Source organism: Pseudomonas brassicacearum, from assembly GCF_000585995.1.
GTDB classification, from domain to species: Bacteria; Pseudomonadota; Gammaproteobacteria; order Pseudomonadales; family Pseudomonadaceae; genus Aquipseudomonas; species Aquipseudomonas brassicacearum_A.
This window is the reverse complement of sequence record NZ_CP007410.1, coordinates 4,868,685-4,892,749: the sequence shown is the minus strand read 5'-3', so window position 1 is coordinate 4,892,749 and position 24,065 is coordinate 4,868,685. Positions and strand designations below refer to the sequence as shown.

At 57.5% G+C, this 24,065-nt stretch carries 25 protein-coding genes and 4 tRNA genes; 19 read left to right on the top strand and 10 right to left on the bottom strand.

What is annotated here, in order from left to right:
* Positions 1–352 precede the first annotated feature (352 nt).
* The 5 genes from CD58_RS20820 (at position 353) to CD58_RS20800 (ending at position 1,676) form a co-directional block, all read left to right on the top strand.
* Positions 353–428, top strand: a tRNA-Glu gene (locus CD58_RS20820).
* A gap of 2 nt (positions 429–430) precedes the next feature.
* Positions 431–506, top strand: a tRNA-Gly gene (locus CD58_RS20815).
* Positions 507–611: 105 nt separating this feature from the next.
* Positions 612–687 (top strand) — tRNA-Glu (locus CD58_RS20810).
* Between the two features lie 3 nt (positions 688–690).
* Positions 691–766: transfer RNA gene (locus CD58_RS20805), tRNA-Gly, on the top strand.
* A gap of 277 nt (positions 767–1,043) precedes the next feature.
* Positions 1,044–1,676 carry a LysE family translocator gene (locus tag CD58_RS20800; protein WP_025214906.1) on the top strand — a complete coding sequence of 211 codons (633 nt, stop codon included), beginning with the start codon at positions 1,044–1,046 and terminating at the stop codon, positions 1,674–1,676.
* 50 nt (positions 1,677–1,726) lie between these two features.
* Here the strand turns inward: CD58_RS20800 and CD58_RS20795 are convergent, their stop codons facing one another.
* From CD58_RS20795 to CD58_RS20780, 4 genes are all read right to left on the bottom strand, one after another.
* Entirely contained in the window at positions 1,727–2,983 is a 1,257-nt protein-coding gene (locus CD58_RS20795; RefSeq protein ID WP_025214905.1) for a PLP-dependent aminotransferase family protein, read from the bottom strand.
* 62 nt (positions 2,984–3,045) lie between these two features.
* Entirely contained in the window at positions 3,046–4,191 is a 1,146-nt protein-coding gene (locus CD58_RS20790) for a trans-sulfuration enzyme family protein (protein ID WP_025214904.1), read from the bottom strand.
* On the bottom strand, positions 4,188–5,672 hold the full coding sequence (gene amrS, locus CD58_RS20785) for an AmmeMemoRadiSam system radical SAM enzyme (protein ID WP_025214903.1): 1,485 nt from the start codon (positions 5,670–5,672) through the stop codon (positions 4,188–4,190). Before amrS ends, CD58_RS20790 begins: the two co-directional genes overlap by 4 nt.
* A 99-nt stretch (positions 5,673–5,771) precedes the next feature.
* Positions 5,772–6,485, bottom strand: a complete 714-nt coding sequence (locus CD58_RS20780) for a YczE/YyaS/YitT family protein (RefSeq protein ID WP_025214902.1) — start codon at positions 6,483–6,485, stop codon at positions 5,772–5,774.
* A gap of 201 nt (positions 6,486–6,686) precedes the next feature.
* On the opposite strand from CD58_RS20780, the gene CD58_RS20775 reads away from it, so the two are divergent.
* Positions 6,687–7,118 (top strand): Lrp/AsnC family transcriptional regulator, encoded by a 432-nt coding sequence (locus tag CD58_RS20775; RefSeq protein ID WP_025214901.1) that lies wholly within the window; start codon positions 6,687–6,689, stop codon positions 7,116–7,118.
* Positions 7,119–7,159: 41 nt separating this feature from the next.
* Here the strand turns inward: CD58_RS20775 and CD58_RS20770 are convergent, their stop codons facing one another.
* Positions 7,160–8,026: a DNA-binding response regulator gene (locus tag CD58_RS20770; RefSeq protein ID WP_025214900.1), complete on the bottom strand. Its 867-nt coding sequence runs from the start codon at positions 8,024–8,026 to the stop codon at positions 7,160–7,162.
* A 277-nt stretch (positions 8,027–8,303) separates the two neighbouring features.
* Between CD58_RS20770 and CD58_RS20765 the strand changes: the two genes are divergently transcribed.
* The 12 genes from CD58_RS20765 (at position 8,304) to CD58_RS20710 (ending at position 18,553) form a co-directional block, all read left to right on the top strand.
* Positions 8,304–8,495 (top strand): Flp family type IVb pilin, encoded by a 192-nt coding sequence (locus tag CD58_RS20765; protein WP_025214899.1) that lies wholly within the window; start codon positions 8,304–8,306, stop codon positions 8,493–8,495.
* A 131-nt stretch (positions 8,496–8,626) separates the two neighbouring features.
* On the top strand, positions 8,627–8,818 hold the full coding sequence (locus CD58_RS20760) for a Flp family type IVb pilin (protein WP_025214898.1): 192 nt from the start codon (positions 8,627–8,629) through the stop codon (positions 8,816–8,818).
* 26 nt (positions 8,819–8,844) lie between these two features.
* On the top strand, positions 8,845–9,375 hold the full coding sequence (locus CD58_RS20755; RefSeq protein WP_025214897.1) for an A24 family peptidase: 531 nt from the start codon (positions 8,845–8,847) through the stop codon (positions 9,373–9,375).
* A gap of 2 nt (positions 9,376–9,377) precedes the next feature.
* Positions 9,378–10,706, top strand: coding sequence for an ATPase AAA (locus tag CD58_RS20750; protein ID WP_025214896.1), 1,329 nt, complete (start codon positions 9,378–9,380; stop codon positions 10,704–10,706).
* 15 nt (positions 10,707–10,721) lie between these two features.
* Positions 10,722–11,537 carry a Flp pilus assembly protein CpaB gene (cpaB, locus tag CD58_RS20745; protein WP_025214895.1) on the top strand — a complete coding sequence of 272 codons (816 nt, stop codon included), beginning with the start codon at positions 10,722–10,724 and terminating at the stop codon, positions 11,535–11,537.
* 66 nt (positions 11,538–11,603) lie between these two features.
* Positions 11,604–12,941, top strand: a complete 1,338-nt coding sequence (locus CD58_RS20740; RefSeq protein ID WP_025214894.1) for a TadE/TadG family type IV pilus assembly protein — start codon at positions 11,604–11,606, stop codon at positions 12,939–12,941.
* Positions 12,942–12,949: 8 nt separating this feature from the next.
* Positions 12,950–13,429 (top strand): TadE/TadG family type IV pilus assembly protein, encoded by a 480-nt coding sequence (locus CD58_RS20735; RefSeq protein ID WP_025214893.1) that lies wholly within the window; start codon positions 12,950–12,952, stop codon positions 13,427–13,429.
* Positions 13,429–13,923: a TadE family protein gene (locus CD58_RS20730; protein ID WP_025214892.1), complete on the top strand. Its 495-nt coding sequence runs from the start codon at positions 13,429–13,431 to the stop codon at positions 13,921–13,923. The genes CD58_RS20735 and CD58_RS20730 overlap by 1 nt, the downstream gene beginning before the upstream one ends.
* The gene (locus CD58_RS20725) at positions 13,917–15,137 is read left to right on the top strand and encodes an AAA family ATPase (protein WP_025214891.1); all 1,221 of its coding nucleotides are present in this window, start codon (positions 13,917–13,919) and stop codon (positions 15,135–15,137) included. Before CD58_RS20730 ends, CD58_RS20725 begins: the two co-directional genes overlap by 7 nt.
* 3 nt (positions 15,138–15,140) lie before the next feature.
* Positions 15,141–16,577, top strand: a complete 1,437-nt coding sequence (locus tag CD58_RS20720; protein ID WP_025214890.1) for a CpaF family protein — start codon at positions 15,141–15,143, stop codon at positions 16,575–16,577.
* Complete coding sequence (locus CD58_RS20715; RefSeq protein WP_025214889.1) at positions 16,574–17,560, top strand: type II secretion system F family protein; 987 nt, start codon at positions 16,574–16,576, stop codon at positions 17,558–17,560. Before CD58_RS20720 ends, CD58_RS20715 begins: the two co-directional genes overlap by 4 nt.
* A gap of 27 nt (positions 17,561–17,587) precedes the next feature.
* Positions 17,588–18,553, top strand: a complete 966-nt coding sequence (locus CD58_RS20710) for a type II secretion system F family protein (RefSeq protein ID WP_025214888.1) — start codon at positions 17,588–17,590, stop codon at positions 18,551–18,553.
* Positions 18,554–18,944: 391 nt separating this feature from the next.
* On the opposite strand, the gene CD58_RS20705 is transcribed toward CD58_RS20710, so the two are convergent.
* The 4 genes from CD58_RS20705 to CD58_RS20690 all read right to left on the bottom strand — a co-directional run bounded on the left by CD58_RS20705 (position 18,945) and on the right by CD58_RS20690 (position 22,333).
* The gene (locus CD58_RS20705) at positions 18,945–19,214 is read right to left on the bottom strand and encodes a DUF3613 domain-containing protein (RefSeq protein ID WP_025214887.1); all 270 of its coding nucleotides are present in this window, start codon (positions 19,212–19,214) and stop codon (positions 18,945–18,947) included.
* Positions 19,215–19,236: 22 nt separating this feature from the next.
* Entirely contained in the window at positions 19,237–19,950 is a 714-nt protein-coding gene (locus CD58_RS20700; protein WP_025214886.1) for a tetratricopeptide repeat protein, read from the bottom strand.
* 56 nt (positions 19,951–20,006) lie between these two features.
* Positions 20,007–21,230, bottom strand: a complete 1,224-nt coding sequence (locus CD58_RS20695) for a type II and III secretion system protein family protein (RefSeq protein WP_025214885.1) — start codon at positions 21,228–21,230, stop codon at positions 20,007–20,009.
* Positions 21,231–21,706: 476 nt separating this feature from the next.
* A complete protein-coding gene (locus CD58_RS20690) occupies positions 21,707–22,333 on the bottom strand; it encodes a serine-tRNA(Ala) deacylase AlaX (protein WP_025214884.1) in 627 nt (208 codons plus the stop codon).
* A 91-nt stretch (positions 22,334–22,424) separates the two neighbouring features.
* Here CD58_RS20690 and CD58_RS20685 point away from each other — a divergent pair, with 91 nt between their 5' ends.
* Positions 22,425–23,423, top strand: coding sequence for a LysR family transcriptional regulator (locus CD58_RS20685; protein WP_025214883.1), 999 nt, complete (start codon positions 22,425–22,427; stop codon positions 23,421–23,423).
* 189 nt (positions 23,424–23,612) lie between these two features.
* On the opposite strand, the gene CD58_RS20680 is transcribed toward CD58_RS20685, so the two are convergent.
* Positions 23,613–24,020 (bottom strand): PA2817 family protein, encoded by a 408-nt coding sequence (locus CD58_RS20680; protein ID WP_003204309.1) that lies wholly within the window; start codon positions 24,018–24,020, stop codon positions 23,613–23,615.
* Positions 24,021–24,065: the final 45 nt, after the last annotated feature.

Sequence of the window (24,065 nt, the reverse complement as noted above, 5' to 3'; positions counted from 1 at the left end):
CTCTTTAATGGGATACGCATGTGATGAGTGTAGTGGCTTGGCTTTTAAGCGCATAGGCCCGTGCGACGACATTAGACGGGCGTCGTGCTGCTTATATGAAGCGCGACGGAGATGGATGCACATTGCCACTATTTGCCGGGCGCGACTATAACGTCTTGGCGGGCGGCAGAATATAGGCGTCAGGGATCGGACGGGCAAAATCTGCGAAACGACCCTAAACCGGGCGAAGTCATTGATTTAAATAAATTTATATCTGGGGGTTGACGACCCCCCAATCCATCCATAGAATGCGCGCCACTTACAGCGTAAAGCACTCAGCTAAACGCCATTAAGTAGTGAATGTTGTACGTGTGTCCCCTTCGTCTAGTGGCCTAGGACACCGCCCTTTCACGGCGGTAACAGGGGTTCGAGTCCCCTAGGGGACGCCAATGCGGGAATAGCTCAGTTGGTAGAGCACGACCTTGCCAAGGTCGGGGTCGCGAGTTCGAGTCTCGTTTCCCGCTCCAATTTTAAACAGCGTTGCTTTCGGGCAAGGCTGAGTGAAACCAGAGCCGATATCTTCGGGTACGGATCTGGGCACTGGAACACACACCATGTGTTCCGGGCAGCGTGTCCCCTTCGTCTAGTGGCCTAGGACACCGCCCTTTCACGGCGGTAACAGGGGTTCGAGTCCCCTAGGGGACGCCATTTGCGGGAATAGCTCAGTTGGTAGAGCACGACCTTGCCAAGGTCGGGGTCGCGAGTTCGAGTCTCGTTTCCCGCTCCAAATTCAAAAAAACGCCGCTCATTGAGCGGCGTTTTTTTATGCCTGTGGAAAAGCCATCTCAATTCTTGGGGCTGTGCCGGCTCTCAAGCGTCTTTAACGAATAATTTGCAGGATCATTGTGGTCTGACGGGCAGGGTACCGCTGCACCTTAATAATGAAGGGGAAATGACGGCACTTCATGCAAAACAGTCGGAAAAACAGTTCGGAAGATTAATAATTAATTTCTAAAAAAATGCACTTCTCCTAACCTTCCAATACCCATTTTGGAGATGCATTTATGTTGATTTTCGTTAAATCGATGGTCATTGGGCTTTGCATTGCGGCCCCTGTGGGGCCCATTGGGCTGCTGTGCATGCAGAGGAGTCTCATGCTTGGCTGGAGGGCCGGTTTCGCGACCGGGTTGGGGGCCGCCACTGCCGATTCGATCTATGGATTTGTTGGGGCCTTGGGTATCACTGCGATCATCGCGACGCTCATTAGCTTCAAACCATGGCTGTGTATCTTTGGGGGAATGTTCCTCGCCTACATTGGTTATCAAACAATACGATCGAAGGGCAGTGCAACTGCCATGGCGGGTGAACGCGCCAACATGTTCAAAGCCTACTCGACCACGCTGTTTTTGACCTTGTCGAACCCAATGACCATTTTGTCGTTTATTGCGATATTTGCTGCGCTGAGTGATGGCATGGTCGGTGATCAAAGCAGTCAACACTCAGTGCTGCCCATGGTGACCGGTATATTTCTGGGCTCGGCTGTCTGGTGGCTGGGGTTGAGCGGGTTCTCTTCTTTTTTCAAGGCCAGGATCGCCCAATCAAAGCTCAAATTGATCAACTACCTGTCTGGGGCAACCATTACCATTCTAGGGGCCTACCAGGTAGCCACCGGTGTCATGCTGGCCACTGGGACCTGAGAGGCGCTTAAGAGCCTGTATCAGTCCCCTGTGGCACCACGAGGGGACGTCTACCGCATTCTCGACTCAACATAGGCCCTGAAACGGCTTATTGCCTGCGTGATTTCTGCTGCTGTCGCATTACTGAACGACAACCTGACCTGAGTAACCGCTTCGTTCGTCAGTGAGAATAAGGACGTTGGAAATACAATAACGTTGAAATGCTTGGCGCATTCGCACATCTCAGAGTGCCCGAAGACGAAAGGCAAGTGCACATTGATGAAGAAGCCGCCCGCCGGATGATTCCAGGTGACTGTCCCAGGGGTGTCGACCTTGGGTGGGAATTCACGCTCAAGGCATTCAATCATGTGGTCTCTTTTCTTTGCGTAAGACAACATCCTGGGTTGGTTCAGGCCTTTCAACGAGTAATTGTTCTCGATCAGTAAACCCCCGACAACCGCTTGGCACAGGGCCGGGGTATTGACCGTGATCAGGCTTTTGGCCTTACACAACCTGGCGCTGAAGGGCATAACCGCTGCGCCTTCTGGAGCGACCACGTAACCCATACGTAAGCCCGGAAAAATCGACTTTGAAAACGAACCAAGCAGGAACACCCGACTGCTGTCCATCGACTTCATCGACGCAATCTCGTCTCCCTCGTATCTGAAGTAGCGGTAGGCAGTGTCTTCCAGGATGAAAAAATTCAATTCGTGGGCTAAGGAAAGCATTGCCCTCCTGCCGTGATAGGAAAGGCTGTCAGCAGTAGGATTACTAAAATCTGGAATCGCATACAGTGCTCTTATTTTTTCGCCTCTGGATTCAAGATCTTCAGCGATCTTGCGCAGGGCGACGGGATCGAGAAAGGTCTTTATTGGAACGGGCAGCATTTTTATGCCCAATAGCTTTGCAATACCCGTGATCCCGGAAAACACCGGGTCTGGCACGAGTAAAATACCGCCTCCTTCAAAAATGGATAAGAGCGTCAAGGTACAAGCCTCCTGAAAGCCCATGCACACCACGATACTTTCAGGGTTGAAAACGTTTATCCCTTCATCCGTCTGCAGATAATCTGCAATTATTTTGTTGATGATTCCGGACGTTTTCCCATATTGGCAGAGCAGTGTCGCAAGTGAATGTTCAGTGCTGGCAACGTGATCCCTGTAACGGGCCAATCCCTTGTCAATGAGAGAGGGGTCGCACTGCTCATCATCAGGCCGTCCGGAAGCCAGGGAAATCGCCGTCGGGTTTTCTTGGGCAATCGAATTCAGAAGATGGATAACATTCAGAATAGGGTCTTCGAATACCGTGTTTTCGAATGCGCTGGACAATTTCGCTTCTCCATAAAAAAGCAACGAGCCTTGGCGGGCCCGTTGCTCATGATTAACAATCGCTATGCAGGATTGAGAGAACTTGTTTGATCCACCTTATTCTCCATGGCTTCGAAGGCTTGCAGCAGATCCTCTTTTAGATCCTCGAGGTCCTCCAAGCCAAAGCACAATCGAACCAAACCTTTTTCAATGCCCATGTCCGCTTTTTCCTGATCCGTCATCGAAGCATGGCTGCCACTAAAGGGCTGTGCAACCATCGACGTGACGCAGGCCATTCCCGTGCCAGTGCCAAACCATTTGAGTGCGCTGGTGAACGTTTTGTAAAAGGGAACCAAGTCGGGCCGAATATCCACGAACACTATGCCGCCATAGCCGGTCAATTGTTTGCCATCGACTCGCGGATAATAGACATGTTCGATAAAAGGCAGTTCTCGCAGGTAGTTGAGCATGCTCGAGGTCGTATGGCTGTGTTTCTCCATGCGCAGGTTGAACGTCTGCATGCTTCTGCGAAGCAACCATGCACTATTGGGGGTTAATATCGAACCTGAATAAAAGCGACCTTCGAGGAGACGGTTATAGATCCTCTCATTGTTGACAAGCACTAAGCCGCCCATGACATCGCTATGCCCGGAGAAGTATTTCGTTGCACTGTACAGTGAAATGTCGGCGCCAAAGTTCAGCGGCTTCTGATAGATCGGGGTGGCCCAGGTGTTGTCGACGACCACCAGGGCCTGTGGGTTGTTTTGTTTAACGGCCTTGCTGACCGCATGAATATCAATGTCTTTCAGGAATGGGTTGGTCGGTGTTTCGAAAATGACCATGTCCACGTTCGCCGGCAACGCTTTCAAGCCCTCTTTTGTGGTGAGGTCCAGGATCGTCAGCTGCGCACCGATACGTGCCGCATACCTCTGAAACAACTTATAGGAGCAGCCATAGATAAATTTGTTGATCACCAGCGAGCCACCCGGTTTCAACAGCTCCAGAACCATGTAAATGGCGCTCATCCCGGTGCTGTAGGCCAAGGCGTATTCGCTGCCTTCCAGGGCCGCGACAACCTGTTCCAATTCCGTCACATTGGGATTGGCCTTCCTTGAGTAGAAGAACGCCGAGTCCGCACTGAAAGCACTGCACTGATAAATAGGCGTTACGGAGGGATGAGCCTCTCGGTCATCGACCTTGATATGAAGTATTTCAGTAGACACATTCATGACTGGCTGACCATTTTGATGACCTGCTCATACATGTTCTGCTTGCCCTCATAACCAATGGTCGGGGTAATGTCATTCTGCGAGATACCAATCTCTTCAATCGACTCGGTTGGGAAGTGGGCCCTGTCGAAGACTTCATGAAGGTTAGAATTCACCCCCTTGGGAAGCCAGACCTCAGGGCCTGATTCATCGATGCGTGCCTTGGCGATAATGAATCGATAGCTTTCATGGGCTCGCAGTGTCAGCGATTTCCAATCGCTGTTGTGCCCATCGGTGTAATTACGCCGCAGGTACACCGTCTGTTCGAAGTCTTCGGTATTCAACACTTGGGCGTGCAGCGATACGATATCCCCGTGCCACTCGAATTTTCGCTTCTCGTAATCAGTCAATGCCTCCTCGCGCAGCTCAACAGCGGTGTTCGCTGCGGGTTCGCCCAGCAATCTGAAATGCGCATCATGCCCGCACTGAGAGCAGCAACCTTTACTGTCCAGCCCGATGATTTCAGCGTTCAGGCCGTAGCGAGTGACGAGCAGGGCGTTACAGTTGTTGCAGCTGGTATTGGTGCCCTCGACATCATTCACGTTACCCAGGTAGACGTGCTCGACGCCCATGCTCCGGGCGACATCCCGAGCCTTCAGGAGCCGGTCCACGGGGGTTCGGATGCTGTTGCTCATTTTGTAATCGGGGTGAAACCGTACGAAGTGCAGGGGTACATTCGGACCCAGTTCATCCAGTACCCACTGGCTGATTTTCCTGGCGGTGTCTTCATCGTCGCTGATGTCGGTCACCATCAAGGTACTGACTTCAACGTATTTGCCGGCGTCGTAGACCTTCTTGATGCCGGCCAGGACTGGCTCTACCCAGCCCGTTGTGACTTTTCGGTAGTATTCGGGGGAAATGGATTTGAGCGAAATCGAGAAAATATCGATGACCGGCAATAATTCATCAATGGCTTCTTCACTGATAAAAAAGGCTGATTTATAGAGGTTGATCAAGCCCGCTTCCTTGGCCAGCTTTGCTGTGTCGAGGATGAATTCATGCCAGACCACAGGATCGTTGTACGTCCAGGAAATGACGCGTATTCCGTGCTTGAGCGCAGTTTCCACCACCTGCTCGGGGGTATAGTAGTAAACGTCTTTGTCGGTTACATACTTGGCCTGCGAAGTCTTCCAGTTGTGGCAATAGCCGCAGTTGAGCATGCAGCCGATGTTGCCCAGGGAAAGGATTCGCTCGCCGGGCGCAAAGTGGAAGACCGCCTCGGTTTCGATTGTCTCTTCGGTGCTGTGAACGCCTTTCCCGTAGTTCAACGTAACGAGTCTGCCTCCTCGGTTTCCGCGCACTTTGCAAAAGCCGACCTTGCCCTCCTGTATGACACAATTTCGCGGGGAAAGATGGCACTTCACGACGCCCCCGGGGAGTATTTCTTCCAGTTTTGCGGGGGTGCTTTCCAAGGTCCAGTTTTTATTTTTTGTAGTGTCCATCTCTCACTCCTCATCACGGAAGTTGCTATCAGTATCATCGGTTAAAAAAGTCGAGGCGAAACAATTTCACCGCCACAAGTGGCCGTCACTCTGTTGTTATTAGTAAGCAGACGAAGCGCGCATCAATCCATAGTTCTTAAGTGACAAACGCTTGGTATTCATAGTCATGAAGGGTTGGATAAGAGGGCCGATCACCAACAAGAATGCAATCGTTCCCACGCCGAAGGGACCCCCTAAAAGCCAGCCGGTCGAAAAGATACCGATTTCAATGATCATCTTGGCTTTGGTAAATGACCAGCCCCATTTGGAAACCATGGTCAGTACCACGAGGTCCATGATTCTGATGCCGATGCCGCTCATGATAATCAATGCGGATGAATAGGCGCATAATATTAGCCCTGTCGCTAATAATGTGTACTCATTCATTCTGACGATTAAATACTCTCCGAGCCCCAGTATCGACCAGAGGTCAATCAGCAGGCCCGTCAGCGTGGTTGTAATAAATGGACTGATCGGAGGGTATTTTTTGTTCCAGAGCATCCACCATATTAGAAAAAACAGGGACACGATAGCCGAACACATGCCCATTCCGAGCATAAGTATTTTATCTATCGAGATGATCAGGACATCTAAAGGATCGGTTCCCAGTTGACTGATGATGAAGCACTTGGCGCCCACCGAGAAGAAGCAGACGCCCATCAGGTACATCAGCATCTGATCCCTTTTGAAGCTGCGGAGATCTAGGACTTGCGTTCCAATATACTGGGTTAATAAGTAAGACTTTTTCCCACACTTTATTTTTTCATCTTCCATGCGAACACCATCCCTGGAGAGAAATATTTTATTATGCAGTGCGTCATGCTAAAGAGGAGGGGCTATTGAATGCCCGGATTCTTTTTAGGCTTTTCAGGCAGGAAATAGACTAGCACTCTGCTTTATTTTGGTGCATGCTTTTTTTAATGAAAAACGCGAGCTTTTCATTAAATTTTATACTTTTTACCGGGGGAGACGCACATGGATCGTATAGACGTAAAAATCCTGGGAAAGGTACAGGACTGTGGCCGCATTTCGATCACCGAGCTTTCCAAGCATGCGGGTCTTTCTATTCCTGCCACTACGGACAGGTTGCGAAAGCTGGAAGACGCTGGGGTTATCAAGGGTTATAGCGCTCAGTTAGATCCAACCAAACTGGGGTACGGCATATCTGCCGTGGTTGGCATCACCACCCTCAAGCCGGCGAAATCCAAACTAATAGCGACGCTCACCGACATCCCTGAAGTCGTTGAGTGCTTGCACATCACGGGTAATGACTCCTATCTGATCAGGATCTACGCCAAGTCGATGGCAGAGATCGAAAGTATCATTGCGAATATCAACGCGTATGGAGAGACGCGTACCAGCATTGTTCTGTCAGTCCCTATCGAGAGAAGAAAGCTCGCTCCGTGAGCGCGTGCGTTGCGCACCGACTACGTTCTTTCTGAAGGATTTCAACCTTCCAGGCTGTGCACCAGGCTTTCCAGCGCTTCTACCGCCGTATCATCCAGCGTTCTTGTGGGGCTGGCGCTGCGCGTGGGGTATGCCGAGCGGTACTCACTGGGCGTGCAGTTGGCGTATTGCTTGAAGGCCCGGGCGAAGTAGGACGGGTCCTTGAAGCCGGCCTCATAACCGATGCTGGTGATGGGCATCTGACTGTTGTCGAGCAGTTCCTTGGCAAAGCTCATGCGCTTGTTCAGTACGTAGTCGGTGAAGCCGAGCCCATTGGCTTCCTTGAACAGGCGACTGAAACGAAACGTCGTCATGCCGCAGCGCTTTGCTAGATCTCGCTGATCAATGCTGTCGCGAAAATGCTGGTCGATGTACAGCATGATGTGACTCAGGGCCTGGTGTTTCTGGTGCCCGGAGGTCAGGCGGATGCTGTCTGGCAGGGTCGGGGCGTGGTCGATCTGTGAGGTCTTGCGCTGGCCGTTGGCATGGCGGCGCAATTCGCACAATTGCACCACGGCTGTGAGGTAGCGTTTCCTTTCGGAGGCAGGCAGGGGCAGCACCATGTACTCCCAGACACTGGAGCGCATGGCCCAGACCGCCAGCTCTTCGGAATGCTGCACGGTGAACATGGTGATGGGAATGGCCGGGACGGTGCGCTTGATTTCCAGCAACCGCCTCAGGCCCGGCGTGTCCGGACGGTCGAAATGGACGCAGATCATGTCGGCCTGCTCGCCGTTGGACAACAGGGCGTTTTTTGCCAGCGTGCAGTCGCACGTGTCCTCGAACTGACTGATGAGTTCCTGGGTGGACCGATCCTGTGTCAGATCGAACCACAACAACCTTGGTCTTCCAGTCAGGTTTGACGTCATAGGCTTACTCAGCGGTGCTTGCTGCCGTTTAGCTAGCAGTATTGTCAATATGCCACTATCTCGCCGAATATATTTTTATAAAAAAACTATCCTTTAGCGCCATACCCCCGAAGCGGTAGATGTATCGGGAGGTCGCCGGTACGCCAACCCAGTCCCCGCAAAAAAATCCTACCGATGTGCAAAATCCTCCTAACGGCTTTACCCACCCCCTGACTAGGGTTGCATCAGGCAGTTCGCAATGTACTGCCCTGATAAACAACCCAATGAGGTGTGCGAAATGACTCTTCAAACAATCAAGGCTTCGATGCTGAAATTTGCCAAGGATGAAGACGGCCTGACCATCGTGGAATACGCCGTGGCCGGTGGGTTGATTACGGTGGCTGTGGCAGCGATGTTCGTTCTGCTGGGCAGCGCCGTGAACACCAAAATCACTGCGCTGTGCGCCGCGGTCAAGGGTTCTGCCTGCTAACGGTTATTCCAGAAGAATCATGCGGTGAAGTCATCGAAGTACCGGTTTGTATTTTCTCTGATAAGGCTCCGGACATTGATCGATGGGTTCTTCATCACTTGGTTTTCCCCACCCTGACTGAGGTAAATAACATGACGCTTCAAGCAGTTAGAACTTCGATCGTTAGGTTCGCCAACGATGAAGAGGGCTTGACCATTGTGGAGTACGCGGTGGCCGGTGGAGTGATTACGGTGGCTGTTGCCGCGATGTTCCTTCTACTGGGCGGCGCGGTGAATACCCAAATCACCGCACTCTGCGCCGCGGTTAAAGGTTCTGCCTGCTAACGATAATCGCAATAGGGAGACGCATCATGTCCATGGAATTGCTGGTCTCGACGTTATTGCTGCTGGGGCTGCTGGGTGTGGCGGTGGTGAGCGATCTGCTTCGCCACCGCATTCCCAACTTACTGGTCCTGTCGGGCCTTGCCCTGGGATTGGCCGGGCAGGTTTATACCGGCGGGATCAGCGGGTTGGGCGACAGCCTGCTGGGCATGCTGATTTGTTTCGCGCTGTTCCTGCCCATGTATGTGGTGGGCGGCATGGCGGCTGGCGACGTCAAGTTGATGACGATGGTTGGCAGCTTCCTACCCTTTCATTACGCGCTGTGGGCGGCGTTGTTCAGCCTGATCGCTGGCGGCGTATGCGGTTTCCTGATTGTCCTGGGTCGCGGCCAGTTGCTGCAAACCCTCGGACGTTACTGGCTGATTGTCCGAGCCCAGGCTTATCTGGCGCCCACCTCGGACGAAGTGGCCGGCAAACCGTTTCCTTATTCGATTGCGATCCTGATCGGTACGTTGAACAGCGTCTACTGGCAGATGGATGCCGCTGGATGGGGAGTCTAGCCATGCACGTCATCAATGATAGCGATGCCTACCCCAGCGAGCGAGAAGCGGTGCAACGCCTGGCGCCTCAGCCGTGCACCATTGGCGACACCGGTCTGACCGACAGTTTTCTGGGTGAGTTGGTGTGCAAGCATCTACACGATGCCGGTGTACTGGACATGACGCGGCTGGTGGAGCGCCTGGCACTGACCGGCGCGGTGCTGGAAGAAGTCCTGGCGTTCCTGCGCAAGGACGGTCGCGTCGAAGTGCTGGGCCAGTTGGGGCAAACGGGCGGGCAGGCGCTGCGTTATGGCCTGACTGAACGCGGTCGCAGTTGCGCCCGTGATGCCCTGGCCCGCAGCGGCTATATCGGTGCCGCACCTTTCCCGGTGAGTACCTATCGCTCCCTGATCAAGATCCAGACCATTCACCATGGCCGCATCACCGCCAGCGATATGAACCAGGCCCTGGCTGGCGTCGTGCTGAGCCAAGGGATGCTTGACCAGTTGGGCGTGGCGCTGAACTCCGGCCGGGCGATCATGATTTACGGCCCTGCGGGCACCGGCAAGACCTATGTCAGCAGCCGGTTGATCCGCCTGTTTGCCGAGGCCATCTGGGTGCCCCATGCCATTGTCATCAACGAGTCGGTGATCGAGATCTACGACCCGCAGGTGCACCAGCGCCTGGATGACGGCAGTCAATCGAACAACTTGATGCTAAATGAAGGCATCGACCGCCGCTTGCTGTGCTGCAAGCGCCCCATCGTCATCACCGGTGGCGAGTTGAGCATGGAACAGCTGGACGTTCGCTACGACCCTTTCACCCGGCAGTATCAGGCTGCCTTGCAGCTCAAGGCCAGCAATGGCCTGTTCATCATCGATGACATGGGGCGCCAGCGCATGGCCCCGGCCGAGCTGCTCAATCGCTGGATCGTGCCGATGGAAGAGAAGCGCGACTTCATCAACCTGGGCGGCGGCCGGCATTGCGAACTGCCGTTCGACCTAGTCCTGGTGTTTTCCACCAACCTCAACCCCTTGGAATTGGCCGACGAGGCCTTTCTGCGGCGCATTGGCTACAAGGTGCAATTCGGTTACCTCAAGCCCGAGGATTACGAACGTATCTGGCGCCAGGAATGCGAGCGCCTGGGCATCCCGTATGACCCGCTGCTGGTGCGCTATGTATTGCAGCGGCTGTATGCAGGCGAAGGCATGCCGTTGGTGCCTTGCCATCCCCGTGACCTGCTGAACATGGCGCTCGACCGCCAACGTTACCTGGGCGGTTCCGGCCCTCTGTTGCCGCAAGAGTTGGAATGGGCCTGGCACAACTACTTCGTTCAGCTGGACTTTCTTTGATTCGGAGATACCGACATGAGCTCTCGTACGCTTTCGCTGATAGGCGTTTCCCTGGTAATGGGCCTTGGTGCCGCATGGATGGCTGACTCCTGGCTGAGCGCACGACTTAACGCCACCCCCGATGATCACTTGCGAAGCGTAGTGATTGCCACGGTGGAAATTCCTTTCGGGCAGATGGTCGAGGCCCAGCAGGTCACGACCGTGCGCATGCCCATGGATACGATTCCGGATGACGCCTTCGATTCCAGCGAACAGGCCGTGGGCAAGATCGCCACGTTCGACATCCTGCGTGGCGACATCGTGCGCGGTGCCCGTCTGAGCGAACACCTGGGTGGCAGCACCCTGGCCTCACTGATCGCCCCTGACAAGCGCGCCATATCAGTCCGAGTGGACGACGTGGTCGGCGTGGGCGGTTTCCTGTTACCGGGTAACCGGGTCGATGTCCTGGCGACCAAAACCACCACCGCTGGCAGCAACAACGCCGTGTCGCGGACCATCCTTGAAAACCTGCGGGTATTGGCGGTGGACCAGACCGCAGGCACCGACAAGACCCAGCCAGTGGTGGTGCGGGCCGTCACGCTGGAAATGTCGGCCAGCGAAGCGGAGGCACTGGTCACCGCGCAGACCGAAGGCAAGCTGCAACTGGCATTGCGCAACCCGTTGAACCTGGAGAAAAAGGCCGTGGCTGTTGCGCCGACACCGCCTGCACCGGTCATGGCGGTCGCCGCTCCGGCGCCAAGACCCATGGTGCAACGTATCGCCAAGGCGCAGGACGTTGGCTCGGTCACGGTGATCCGTGGAACCGAGCGCAGCGTGATCAACGTTCGCTAACGGGCGCAGAAAAACGCCTGGTCTTCCAGGCGATGCCGATCCTCAACGTCAGTCCACGAGGATGTGATGATGAACCCCAGTATCCGGCAGCCTTTCCCTGTGCCTCGGCACCAGGAAGGGGCGGTGAGTGTGTTGGTGGTAATCGCGTTGGTGGCGATTTCCATGATGGCCGCATTGGCCCTGGACGGCGGACACATGCTGTTGAACAAGACGCGCTTGCAAAATGCAGTGGACGCCGCGGCCCTGAGCGGTGCCAAGACCCTGAGCCAGGTCACCGGCGGCGTCAATATGGCGAGCACGACCCGAACCGCGGCCCTGGATACGCTGACAAAAAATGCCCAAGCCTTGGGCAACACTGAACTGTCCACCGCCGTCGCCGGCAACCCGGGGGCGTTTGCCGTGGTGGAGCTGTCGAGCAGCGTCTATGGCCCGTTCTCCTATCCCGGCCCGACGGACGCCAAATACGTGCGGGTGTCGGTGCCCAGCTATCAACTGAACGGTTTTTTCTGGAGTTTCGTGCAAACGATGGGCAGCGCCGGCCTGGGCAGCAAAAGGGTTGCAGCGATCGCCACCGCCGGTCCCAGCCCCACTTCGCCTTGTGATCTGGCGCCCCTGATGGTCTGCGGCGACGCCTCGCAATATGACCCGTCCACCGGGAATTTCTGGGGTTACCGTTTTGGCGACCTGGAGGTCTTGAAGACAGCGGCGGGCAATTCATCGCCCATCGGGCCGGGCAACTTCCAACTGCTCGATTTTGGCTCGGGCGGCAGCGCGGTCCGGGAGGATCTGGCGGGTGGCGGCTCGGCCTGCCGCAGTGTCGGGGACACCGTCCAGACGTCGCCGGGCAATACCGCCGGCCCGACGTCCCAGGGCTTGAACACGCGTTTCGGCATTTATAACGGTCCGGTCAGTGCGTCGGACTATCCACCGGACCTGGTCACGACGTCGAGCTCCCCGGCGATGACCTACAACGATGCGCTCGCCCAGGCGCAATACAAAAACAAGCCTATCACGTCGAACAACGGTGATCTTTCGGCGAACGGCGAGGCGATACAGGATTACAACGACTGGCGGGCCAAGGTCGCCGCTTGCGTGGCGGGAGGCGCCAGTGGCTGCCAGAGCAATGGGGTTTTCGAGCGCCGGATGCTGAAAATCGTGATCGGCAACTGCACGGGCAAGCAGGGCGGCTCCACCTCGATTCCTGTCCTGGGGTTCGGCTGCTATTTCGTCGTGCAACCGGTCAATGGTGGGGGGACGGACTCGTTGGTCTTCGGCCAATTCGTCCAGGAGTGCGAGGGCGATAACGTACCCGGTCCCACGCCCTTCAACGATTCCGGCCCGCAGATCATCCAGCTCTACAAAACCTATCTCAACGGCAGCGGCACTCCGAGCACCGACTCGTAGGAGGCGTCATGAGACTTGCCCAATTCAAGCCACCGCAGGCCCAACAAGGCGTGGCGCTGGTGGAGTTCACCCTGGTACTGCCATTGTTGCTGCTGCTGTTGCTGGCCTTCGGCGAGTTCGGTCGCATGCTCTACCAATACAACGTGCTGCTGCAGGCCAGTCGGGATGCCGATCGCTTCGTCGCCAGCCAGGCCTGGAACTCCACCCTCGGCACCGTGGCCCTGAGCAACACACTACTGACCCAGACGAAAAACGTGGCGGTGTATGGCGTGCCCAGCGCGGTCGGCAGCGCCGTGGTATCAGGGTTGACGACGGCGAATGTGCAGGTCGCCGCCGTGGGCATCGACCATGTGCGCGTCACCATTACCTACACCTTCTGCCCGGTGATTGGCGCGGGCAACTGCGCTGGCTCGATTCCGGGTTTTTTCGGCAACGCCATTCCCCTGGGCATCCAACTGGTCGCGACCACTGTCATGAGGGTGCTGTGATGAACAATAAACACATGCGCGGTACTTACATCGTGGAGTTCTCCTTCGTTGGCCTGCTGGTGTTCATCCTGCTGTTCGGCGTGGTGGAAATGGGCCGGCTGTACTTCACGGTCAATGCGCTGGATGAAGCAGCACGGCGTGGTGCGCGGCTGGCGGCGGTGTGCAATATCAGCGACCCGGTGGTGTTGCGCCGGGCCATCTTCAACGCCGCGACGGACACCGGCACCAGCCAACTGATCAGCAGCCTGGCGACCTCGAACCTGGCGCTGACCTATCTGGATGTCGACGGTGCCGTCGTGGCGAATCCCGCCGACACCTCCGGCGCCAACGGTTTTCGTGCCATTCGCTACGTTCGCTTGAGCGTGCAGAACTTCGTTTTCAACCTATTCATTCCCGGCTTAGGCGTGCCCATTACCTTGCCCACGTTCAGGGCAACCTTGCCACGCGAAAGCCTTGGGCGTCATTCCGATTCCGGGGAGATCACACCATGCTGAATACCAGGGAAACTCCGCTCTCGACCGCTACCGGCAGAGCCGGGCTGCGAATACTGATCAGCAGCCGCGACGCCACCTCCCTGCGCGACCTGCAATGCGTCTGCCAGCGCATGCCAAGCCTGGAAGTCAGCACGCGCCTGGTGAGCAACGGGCATGTCGACCCGCTCTATGGCCTGGACCGGATGCCCGACTTGTTGCTACTGCGGGTCAGCCACTTGTGGCGCGAAGAGCTGGCGGCGTTGCTGCAACGCCCGGCCCATGAGCGCCCCCCGCTGTTGGTCTGCGGTCCGCTGGGTGAACAGGAAGGCATGCGCCTGGCGATGCAGGCCGGCGCCCGCGATGTGCTGCCCGAGCCGATTGCCGAGACGGAATTGGTGGCGGCCTTGAACCGCCTGGTGGCGGAGGTTCGCCTCGGCAACGGGGCCGAAGGCAAGCTGGTCGCCGTGATCAGCGCCAAGGGTGGCTCTGGCGGCACGTTGGTGGCCTGCAATCTGGCCCAGCAGCTCAGTGCCCGGGCGGGTAATACCTTGTTGTTGGATATGGACCTGCAGTTCGGCAGCGTGACCCATTACCTGGACGTGGCGCAGACCCACAGCCATCTGGAGGTGCTGCAACAGGTCGAGGATATGGACAGCATCGCGCTGCGGGGCTTCTGCAGCCACTTCAGCCCGACCCTGCATGTGCTCGGTGGCCGGGCCGGCGAGTTGTGCCTGCCCCAGGACGCCCAACCCGAACAGCTCGATACCTTGTTGCAACTGGCCCGTGCCAGCTATGACTGGGTGGTGGTGGACCTGCCGCGGCAGATCGATCACCTCACCGGCTCCGTGCTGGAGCAGGTGGACCGGGTGTATGTGGTGGTGCAACAGAGCGTCAGCCACCTGCGCGACGCCAGCGCCCTGGTGCGGATTCTTCGCGAAGACCTGGGTGTGCGCGGGGATCAATTGCAGATCGTGGTCAACCGCTATGACAAGTCAGCCGCCATCAGCCTCAAGGACATCGGCGAGGCCCTGCGTTGCACGAACCTGTCGAAACTACCCAATGACTTCAACCTGGTCAGCCAGAGTCAGAACACTGGCGTGCCGTTGGGACTGCATGCGCCGAGGGCGGCCATCACCGCCGCCTTGCGCGATTTGACCGAAGACCTGGTCGGTCACCAGATGGCCACGAACAAAGGCTTGCTCAAACGTGCCTTCAACCGTTTCTTCGGGGGATGACCCATGATCAGTGACTTTCGCAACCGCTTGCGCAAACAGTCCGGTAAACCTTCAGTGGTCGCCTCGCGTGGCGATAGCCCGGCGGACACGACCGAGGAATTGATGGCCTGGGAACACGCCATCCCGGACGTGCTCTACGAAACCCGCAGCCAGGTCACCCCACTGGAAGCCGAGTGGCGGGAAAAAATCTACCAGCAATTGCTCAAGGTCATGGACCTGTCCTTGCTCGATGCCCTGGAGCAAATCGAGGCCACGCGGCAGATTCGCGACATCTGCCAGCGCCTGCTCGATGAGCACTCGGCACCGGTGAGTTCTGCCAGCCGTCAGTTGATCATCAAGCAGATCACCGACGAAGTGCTTGGCTTGGGACCTCTGGAACCGTTGCTGGCCGACCATAGCGTCTCCGACATCCTGGTCAACGGTTTTGCCTCGGTGTATGTCGAGCGCTTCGGCAAACTGCAAAGGACCGACGTGCGCTTTCGTGATGACCAGCATCTGCTGAACATCATCGACCGTATCGTCTCCAGCCTGGGGCGGCGTATCGACGAGTCCTCGCCGTTGGTGGATGCCCGGCTCAAGGACGGCTCGCGGGTCAACGCGATCATTCCACCGCTGGCCATCGACGGCCCGAGCATGTCGATCCGGCGCTTCGCGGTGGATCTGCTCAACACCGACAGCCTGATCCAGGTGGGCACCATGACCCCGGCCATTGCCCTGTTGCTCAAGGCCATCGTCCGCGGGCGCCTGAACGTGCTGATCTCCGGCGGGACCGGCAGCGGCAAGACCACCATGCTCAACGTGCTGTCCAGTTTCATCCCACACAACGAACGCATCGTCACCATCGAGGACTCGGCCGAATTGCAACTGCAACAACCCCACGTGGTGCGCCTGGAAACCCGGCCTTCGAACATCGAGGGACGCGGCGAGGTGAGCCAGCGGGAATTGGTGCGCAACAGCCTGCGGATGCGCCCGGACCGCATTGTCATTGGCGAGGTGCGCGGCGCCGAAGCGCTGGACATGCTCACGGCCATGAACACCGGCCACGATGGTTCCCTGACCACCATTCACGCCAACACCGCCCGGGACGCATTGGGTCGAATCGAGAACATGGTGTCGATGACCGGCGCGACTTTTCCCATCAAGGCCATGCGTCAACAAATTGCCTCGGCCATCGATGTGGTGATCCAACTCGAGCGTCAAGAAGACGGCAAGCGACGGGTGGTCAGCATGCAAGAGATCAACGGGATGGAAGGGGAGATCATCACCATGACCGAAATCTTCTCCTTTTCGCGCCAGGGCATCGGTGAACACGGTGAGGTACTTGGCGACTATCGGCCCAGTGGCATGATCCCGGCATTCCGCGATGTGCTAGCCAAGCGCGGCATCGAGTTGCCGCTGACCCTGTTCCGTCCTGAGTGGATGGAGGCTCGGCAGTCATGAACAGCATTCCTGGTGAATTCATTCTGATTTTCCTCGCCATGGTGTTCATTGCGGTCTTCCTTTTGTCCCAGGGCGTGGTGGTGCCGGTGTTCGGCGAGGCCGGCAAAATGCGCAAACGCATCCGTGGGCGCCTGCATGTGCTGGAGAAAGCCAACCATTTGCCCAACATGCAAACCGTGCTGCGGCAGAAGTACCTGACGCGCCTGTCGCCCTTGGAGGCCAGGCTTGAACAGCTGCCGTTCATGGCCAACCTGACCCAACTGATCGAGCAGGCCGGCCACGAATACCGGGCCTATCGGGTGATGCTGCTGGGGCTGGTCCTGGGCGTGGCGTCCGGTGCCTTGGTGCTGATGGTTTCGTCGGTCTGGTGGCTGGCGCTGCTGGCGACGTTTGCACTGACCTGGCTGCCGGTGCTGAAAATCATGCGTGACCGCAGCCGGCGTTTCGCCGCGTTCGAAGAGGGTTTGCCGGATGCGCTGGACGCCATGTGCCGGGCCTTGCGCGCCGGGCACCCCTTCAACGAAACCCTGCGCCTGGTTGCCGATGAACACAAGGGCCCGGTTGCCCAGGAATTCGGCATGACCTTCGCTGACATCAACTATGGCAACGACGTGCGCCGGGCCATGCTGGGCCTGCTGGAACGCATGCCGAGCATGACGGTGATGATGCTGGTGACTTCGATCCTCATCCACCGCGAAACCGGCGGCAACCTGACCGAAGTGCTGGAGCGCCTGAGCCGGCTGATCCGCGGGCGCTTTCGCTTCCAGCGCAAGATCCGGACATTGTCGGCAGAAGGGCGGATGTCGGCCTGGGTGCTGGTGGCGATCCCTTTCGTTCTGGCGATCGCCATCGTGCTCACAAGCCCCAGTTATATGCCGGTGCTGATCAATGATCCCATCGGCCACAAGCTGATTATCGGCGCGTTCTGCGCCATGTTGATCGGGATTTTCTGGATACGAAAAATCATCCGGATCCAGGTTTAAACGCTGTTGCGCGGCGAGGTATCAGTCATGGATTTTTTGCTTGGGTTGTTCAGTCGGTTCACCGGAAACCAGGAGCTGGCGCGCCTGTTGTTCGTCACCACGGTCGGCCTCAGTACGGTGCTGGCGGTGGTTGCGGTGCTGATGCTGCTGATGGGCCTGCAGGATCCGGTGCAGCGGCGCCTGGCGCTGATCAAGCGGGGGTATTCAGGTAGTTCGGCGGGGCAGGAGGCACCCGGTAACCTGCAACTGTTGCTGGAGCGGGTTGGCCAGCGCTTCGCCTCGGCCGACCCGACCCGGACCTCCGCTACCCAGACCTTGCTGACCCACGCCGGTTACCGTTCCGCTTCGGCGGTACAGGTCTACTGGGCCGTGCGCTTGATGCTGCCGTTGTCGCTGCTTGGCGCTGCGGTGCTGGTGTTGCCGATGATCAAGGTGAATGCAATCATCGTTTTGCTGGCGGTCACCATGGTGGTCGGTATCGGCTGGCTGTTGCCGGCGCTCTATGTCGGCAAGCGCAAGCAAGCGCGACAAGGTCGGTTGCGTGCGGCCTTTCCGGATGCGCTGGACTTGATGGTGGTGTGTGTCGAGTCGGGCCTGGCCCTGCCCACGACCATCGAACGGGTGGCGGAAGAGATGTCGGTCAGCCAGGTTGAATTAGCTGAAGAGCTGGCCTTGGTCAACGCACAGATTCGGGCGGGTATCACCAGTACCGAGGCGCTCAGGCAACTGGCCGTGCGCACCGGCCTGGAGGATATCCAGGGTCTGGTCAGCCTGTTGGCACAGAGCATTCGCTTCGGCACCAGCGTGGCCGACACCCTGCGAATTTACGCCGATGAGTTTCGTGACCGGCGTACCCAGGCCGCAGAAGAAATGGGTGCCAAGATCGGCACCAAGCTGATCTTCCCGTTGATCTTCTGCCTGTGGCCGAGCTTCTTCCTGGTCGCCATCGGCCCAGCCATGATCGGCGTGTTCAGGGCCTTCGGGAATATGTAGACCACCGGGATCTATTGTGGGAGCGAGCTTGCTCGCGATAGCGGTCTGACAATCAATGACGGTGTTGAATGTCGGTCCGCCATCGCGAGCAAGCTCGCTCCCACAAGTGATCTTGGGTGTTCATGAGTCTTGTGTTCAGCACAGTCCACATTGTGGGTGTTCATGAGTCTTGTGTTCCGCACCGGCCCATTGTGGGAGCGAGCTTGCTCGCGATAGCGATGGGTCAGTCAATGAAGGTGTTGGCTGTCGTCCGCCTTGGTGAGCAAGCTCGCTCCTACAGCTCCTGTGATCTGTCGACCGTTCAAACCAAAAGACCACAGCCTCCGGGAGTGCCTACATTCGATCCGATGTAGGCACTCCCGGAGGCTGTGGTCTTAGCTTGCCGCGTGTTTCATTTGCTACTGGTGATTTCTCCTGCCGAGTCCTGGTCGAAGAATTCCGGGATCGGGTAGTTGAAGCTGTTGAGCCAGCGTTGCATGGCCAGTTCGCGTTCGGTGGCCGAGGCGGTTTGCAGGTGGGTGGAGGCCACCACGCCGCGGATCTGCAGTTGCATCCAACTCTCGGTGCCTTGTTGCGCGGCCGAAGAGGGACCAGGCTCAATTGCCCAGGCGGTGGTGGACAGGCATGCCATGCATACGAACATCAGTTGTTTGGTTTTCATCGCTCAGACTCCTCGTAACGTTCTACTTGACCGCGCCGGTTGAGGCATCGACGATCTCGGTGGGGCGGTTGGCGGGTAACGTCATTGTGTTTGTGGCCGAACCCCTGATTTTTTCCGCACGGGCTTGGGCATCTGCCACTTGCTGGGGGCTCAGCTTGGCCATGTTCGCGAGCTCGGCGGCCTGTTTCCAGTTGTCCTGGTAGATCAGCAGGGTCACCATGTTGAGCGCTGCCAGCGTGTCTGACTGCTGAAGCTCCATGGCGGTCATGAACTCGAAGCGGGCTTCTGAAATGCGTCGTTGATTGAGGTAGACGACCCCCAGATCATTGCGGATCTTGCCTTCGGTCGGGGCCATTTTCGCTGCGCGTTCGAGGTATTGCGTCGCGGCCGCATTGTCATTTTTGGCGGCCGCTAACTGACCAAGGCCATGTTCACCATCCGCGGCCAGGCACGTCCCGAGCAGGCTTTTGTACAACGGTTCGGCCTCGTTGCGCCCCATCAGGCGCAGCACCCGAGCCTTACGCAGGCGGACCTGGACCAGATCCTCGGGCAAGCGTTCGAGGTTCGCCAGGCTGGCGTACAAACGGCCCTCATTGGCCATGTCTTCAGCCATGTTCAGGGCCAGTTCCTGGTCGGATCCGGGCTTGGCGCAATCGGCCGTGCGTGACGCCACCACGCTGTTGCTGGCACAGCCGACAAGCATCAAGCTCGCCGCTATTGCGATCACTGCTTTCATTGAATGCCCCTTGGCAACCCGTTGGATATCGGACGCCTTGCCCATCAGGTGCCGGCTCATTGGGAAAGCCCGCTGCGGTTGTCGAACTCGCCGTGTTCGAGGAAGTACATGCGGTAGAAATTCGGGTCGTAATTGCGCAGCTGTTCGCCCGGCAAGCTCGGCAGTTGCGCATTGGCCGCCAACGGTTGGACCAGGTGCGGCGTGACGATCATCAGCAGCTCGCGCTCTTCGCGGTTGATGGAGTTGTCGCGAAAGAACGCGCCGAGAATCGGCACATCACCCAGCCCTGGAAATTTGTTCACCTGGGAGCTGTTGCGTGTGCTGATCAGGCCGCTGATGACGAAGCTCTCGCCATCGGCCAGGGCGATACTGGTATCGGTGCGACGCACGGTGAGCGCCGGAACCAGTGTCCCGGCGATGTTCACTGCGTTGGTGAAATCCAGCTCGCTGACTTCCGGCGCGACCTTCAGCATGATTTGGTTCTTGCCGATGACGGTCGGTGTCAGGGTCAGGCGGATACCGAACTCCTTGTACTCGATGGACACGTTGTCGCTGCCGGCACTGGGCACCGGGATCGGCACTTCGCCGCCGGCCAGGAAGCTGGCGCTCTGCCCGCTGAGGGCCACCAGGCTCGGCCGTGCCAGGGTATAGGCGAAGCCGCTGCCTTCCAGTGCGTTGATCATCAACAGGGTCTTGCCGGTGGCAAAAGACAGGTTGAACATGTCGTTATTGACCGGCAATGAAGGCCGGACAATGCCGCCGATGGTGGGCAAGGTCCTCGGCGAACCGAACAGGAAATTGCCACGGGTGCCGAAAATCGACGTCGAGGCTTCCTTGAGTTTGGTCCGGCTGACTTCAACGAAACGGATTTCGGTCTGCACCTGGGCGAGCAGCATCGGGTCTTCGGAAGGGAGGCTCGCTGCACTGGTCAGCGCCTCAGTGGCCCGGCCTTTGACAAAGACCATGCTCTGGCGAGGTATCTTCGAACAGTCCGTCCAGACCATCAGGCTGGTGGCGCCGGGCGTCAGGCCCGTAAGGATGAAGGCATCGCTGCCACTGGGTTGCACATCGGCAATTTTCGGGTCGCCCACCGCCAATTTCGTCACGGGGGCGAGGATGCGCAGTTCGCTCTGAAGCCCTTGGCCGACCTCGAAGGTTGCCGGCAAATTGTCCAACTGCGAACAGTTTGCTGCTGCGGCCTGAGCCGCCTCCAGGCCAAGGCCCATCCAGAACAGGCCATGAATGAATTGTTTTAAAACGGGCACGGTACGATGGGTCATGAAGTGATCCTCGATAGAGAGGCCATCCTTAGGCTTAACCAGTGCCACGGATCACTTAAGAGGCCCGGGCTGCCCCTTCTGTTTCACTCAACCCTTCAGCGGTCCGGGCACAGGCCTCGTTGCTACAAGCAAACGGGCGCATGACGCCGGCCTGACCGAACGGCAGGCAGCTTACGAAAAACTTTGTGGGAACCGGAATGTCCGGGTTGTCGAGCAAGGTGACCGATGTTGATCGGATCGTTTGAGGAGCGGCTTACCTGTCTCCGTACTCGCTTCTTTTTGAAGGTAGTTCAAACATGGCAAAGCGCCACGCCTAAAAGTAAAAAACGCCTAAAAAGTGACGGAAGGAGAATTAGAGGCTGAGCGGCCGTCAATAAACTGTCTTTTTGTGCGTTTTTGCTGACCGGTTTCAGATCGCGATAGGCTTCATCAACAGATGAACGCTCAACGTGAGCCGTGCTCCAGACCGCAGCGTATCAGTCCACGTGGTAGTGAACCGACAAGGTGCCTTTCTTCTGTGAAAGTGAGGCAATGGTGACTGCTCCCAGTTCCTGCAGGCATCGCACGTGAGTGCCGCCGCAGCCATAGGTGGCCAGCTCACCGAAACCGACTTCGCGCGTACCTTCGCGTAATGCGATCAGGCGAGGCAGGTCCTCGGCAATCCATCCATCGATGCCTTGCTGGATGATTGATCTGTCCAGTTCCTGAGGATCTTCCCCTGGCTGGAATTGCACACGGCTTTCGCCTGGCCAGTGATGTGCCTTGATCGGCGTCCAGCCGCGGGTTTCGGCGAAATGGCCGATCAGGTGCCCGGCCGAGTGCAGGCGTGAATTCAATCGTCTCCGTTGCTCATCCACACAAATCGAGGTCATGCCCAGGACCACTGGGCTGTCGACGTAATGAATGATCTGTGCTCCATCCTGGACAACGCGCAGGACCTGGCTTTCACCGATCCATCCGGTGTCGCACGGCTGACCTCCGCCCTGAGGATGGAACAGCGTGGCGCGCAGGACCACGGCAAATTCATTCTCCCGGGAGCTGCAATCCAGGACTTCCACATTGGCCTTGAGGTCATCGCTATGGAAAAAGAGGCGAAGGGTCACATTCCATGTCCTTATAAGAATTTTGTGGCGGGATTATAGGATGCGCTGAAATTGGTGATAATCCATTCAAATTTCAAAGGACTGTTGCGCCATGAGCACAAATCTACCGCTTCCATTGCTCGCCGAAATGGCCATTTTCGTCAAGGTCGTGGAGACCGGAAGCTTCTCCGAGGCGGCCCGCCAGTCAGGGTCGTCGCCGTCGGCTGTGAGCCGCAGCATTTCTCGCCTGGAAAAAGCCCTGGCGACCCGATTGCTGCAACGCACCACCCGTAAGTTGCGTTTGAGCGATGGCGGGGAGGAGGTGTTCAAACGGTGCCAGGAGATGGTCGCGGCTGCCCGCTCAGTGATGGAAATCAGCGGTCAGTTCACCCAGCAAGCCGAGGGGCGGATTCGGATCAGCGTGCCCAAGGCGGTGGGGCGCTTTGTGATCCATCCCCACATGCCGGAGTTCTTGCGGCGTTACCCCAACATCGATGTGGAGTTGCTTCTGGAAGATCGGCAGGTCGACCTGATCGACGATTACGTCGACCTGGCCATCCGGATCACTGACCAACCGCCGGCCGGGCTGGTGGGGCGTCAGCTGTTGACCATTGATCACCTGCTCTGCGCCACGCCGCAGTACCTGGCTGAGCACGGCGTTCCCAAGCATCCCCACGACTTGCTGGAGCACAGCTGTATCTATCTGGGGGAAAACCCAAGTGACGCTCGCTGGAAATTCAAGAAAGGCACCAAGTCTGTCACCGTCGGTGTGCGCGGACGCTATGCGGCCAATCACACGGGCGTGCGGCTGGGGGCGGTTTTGCAGCACATCGGCATTGGCAGCTTGCCGTACTTCACGGCCCGTTATGCGCTGGAGCAGGGGTTGATCGTGCAGGTGTTGGCCGATTGGACGTTCCTGGCTTCCTACCATGGCGGTTTGTGGCTGCTGCATTCACCGACGCGTTACCTGCCACCGAAATTGCGGGTGTTCATTGACTATCTGGTGGAGTGCCTGGAGAAAGAGCCGACCTTGCACACAATGGGCGGGGAGAGTCGTACCCGTAATGACGCGGCGCACTATGAGCTGCCAGAGCGTGATGGGTTGTTTTGACGGGCCTCATCGCGAGCAAGCTCGCTTCCACACTGAGCCGATGGTGAGCAGCATTCTGCATTTACAGCAGTTCTTCTGTGGGAGCGAGCTTGCTCGCGATGAGGCCCGTCCAGGCAGCGCATTTGGGCAACGGCCGTAAAAAAGGCCCGCAGGGCTAACCGTGCGGGCCTTTTGCCTGATTGATCACAATCAGTGCTTGCTGTCTTGATCCGACATCGCCAGCAACTGCTTTTCCTGGTTCCAGTCGAAGGGCTCGTCGTTTTGTTCGGCCTCGAAACGACGTTCTTCCAAGGCCTGGTACAGGGCGATTTCTTCGTCGGGCATGTAGTGCAGGCAGTCGCCGGCGAAGTACCAGAGCAGGTCGCGCGGCACCAGGTGGGCGATCTGTGGGTAACGGACAATCACCTGGCACAAGAGGTCCTGGCCCAGGTATTGGCTTTCGATCGGGTCAACGGGCAGTTGCGCGCGCAATTCGTCGAAGCGCTCCAGAAACAGGGCATGGCTTTCTTCAGGGACCTGTTCGGCCTCACCTACGGCGACCAGGATGCTGCGCAAGTGGTCAAGCAAGACAAGGTGATCGGCAACGACATTGGACACGAGATAAGTCCTCAAGAGTAAAACGGGCGCAGGAGTATAAAGCCC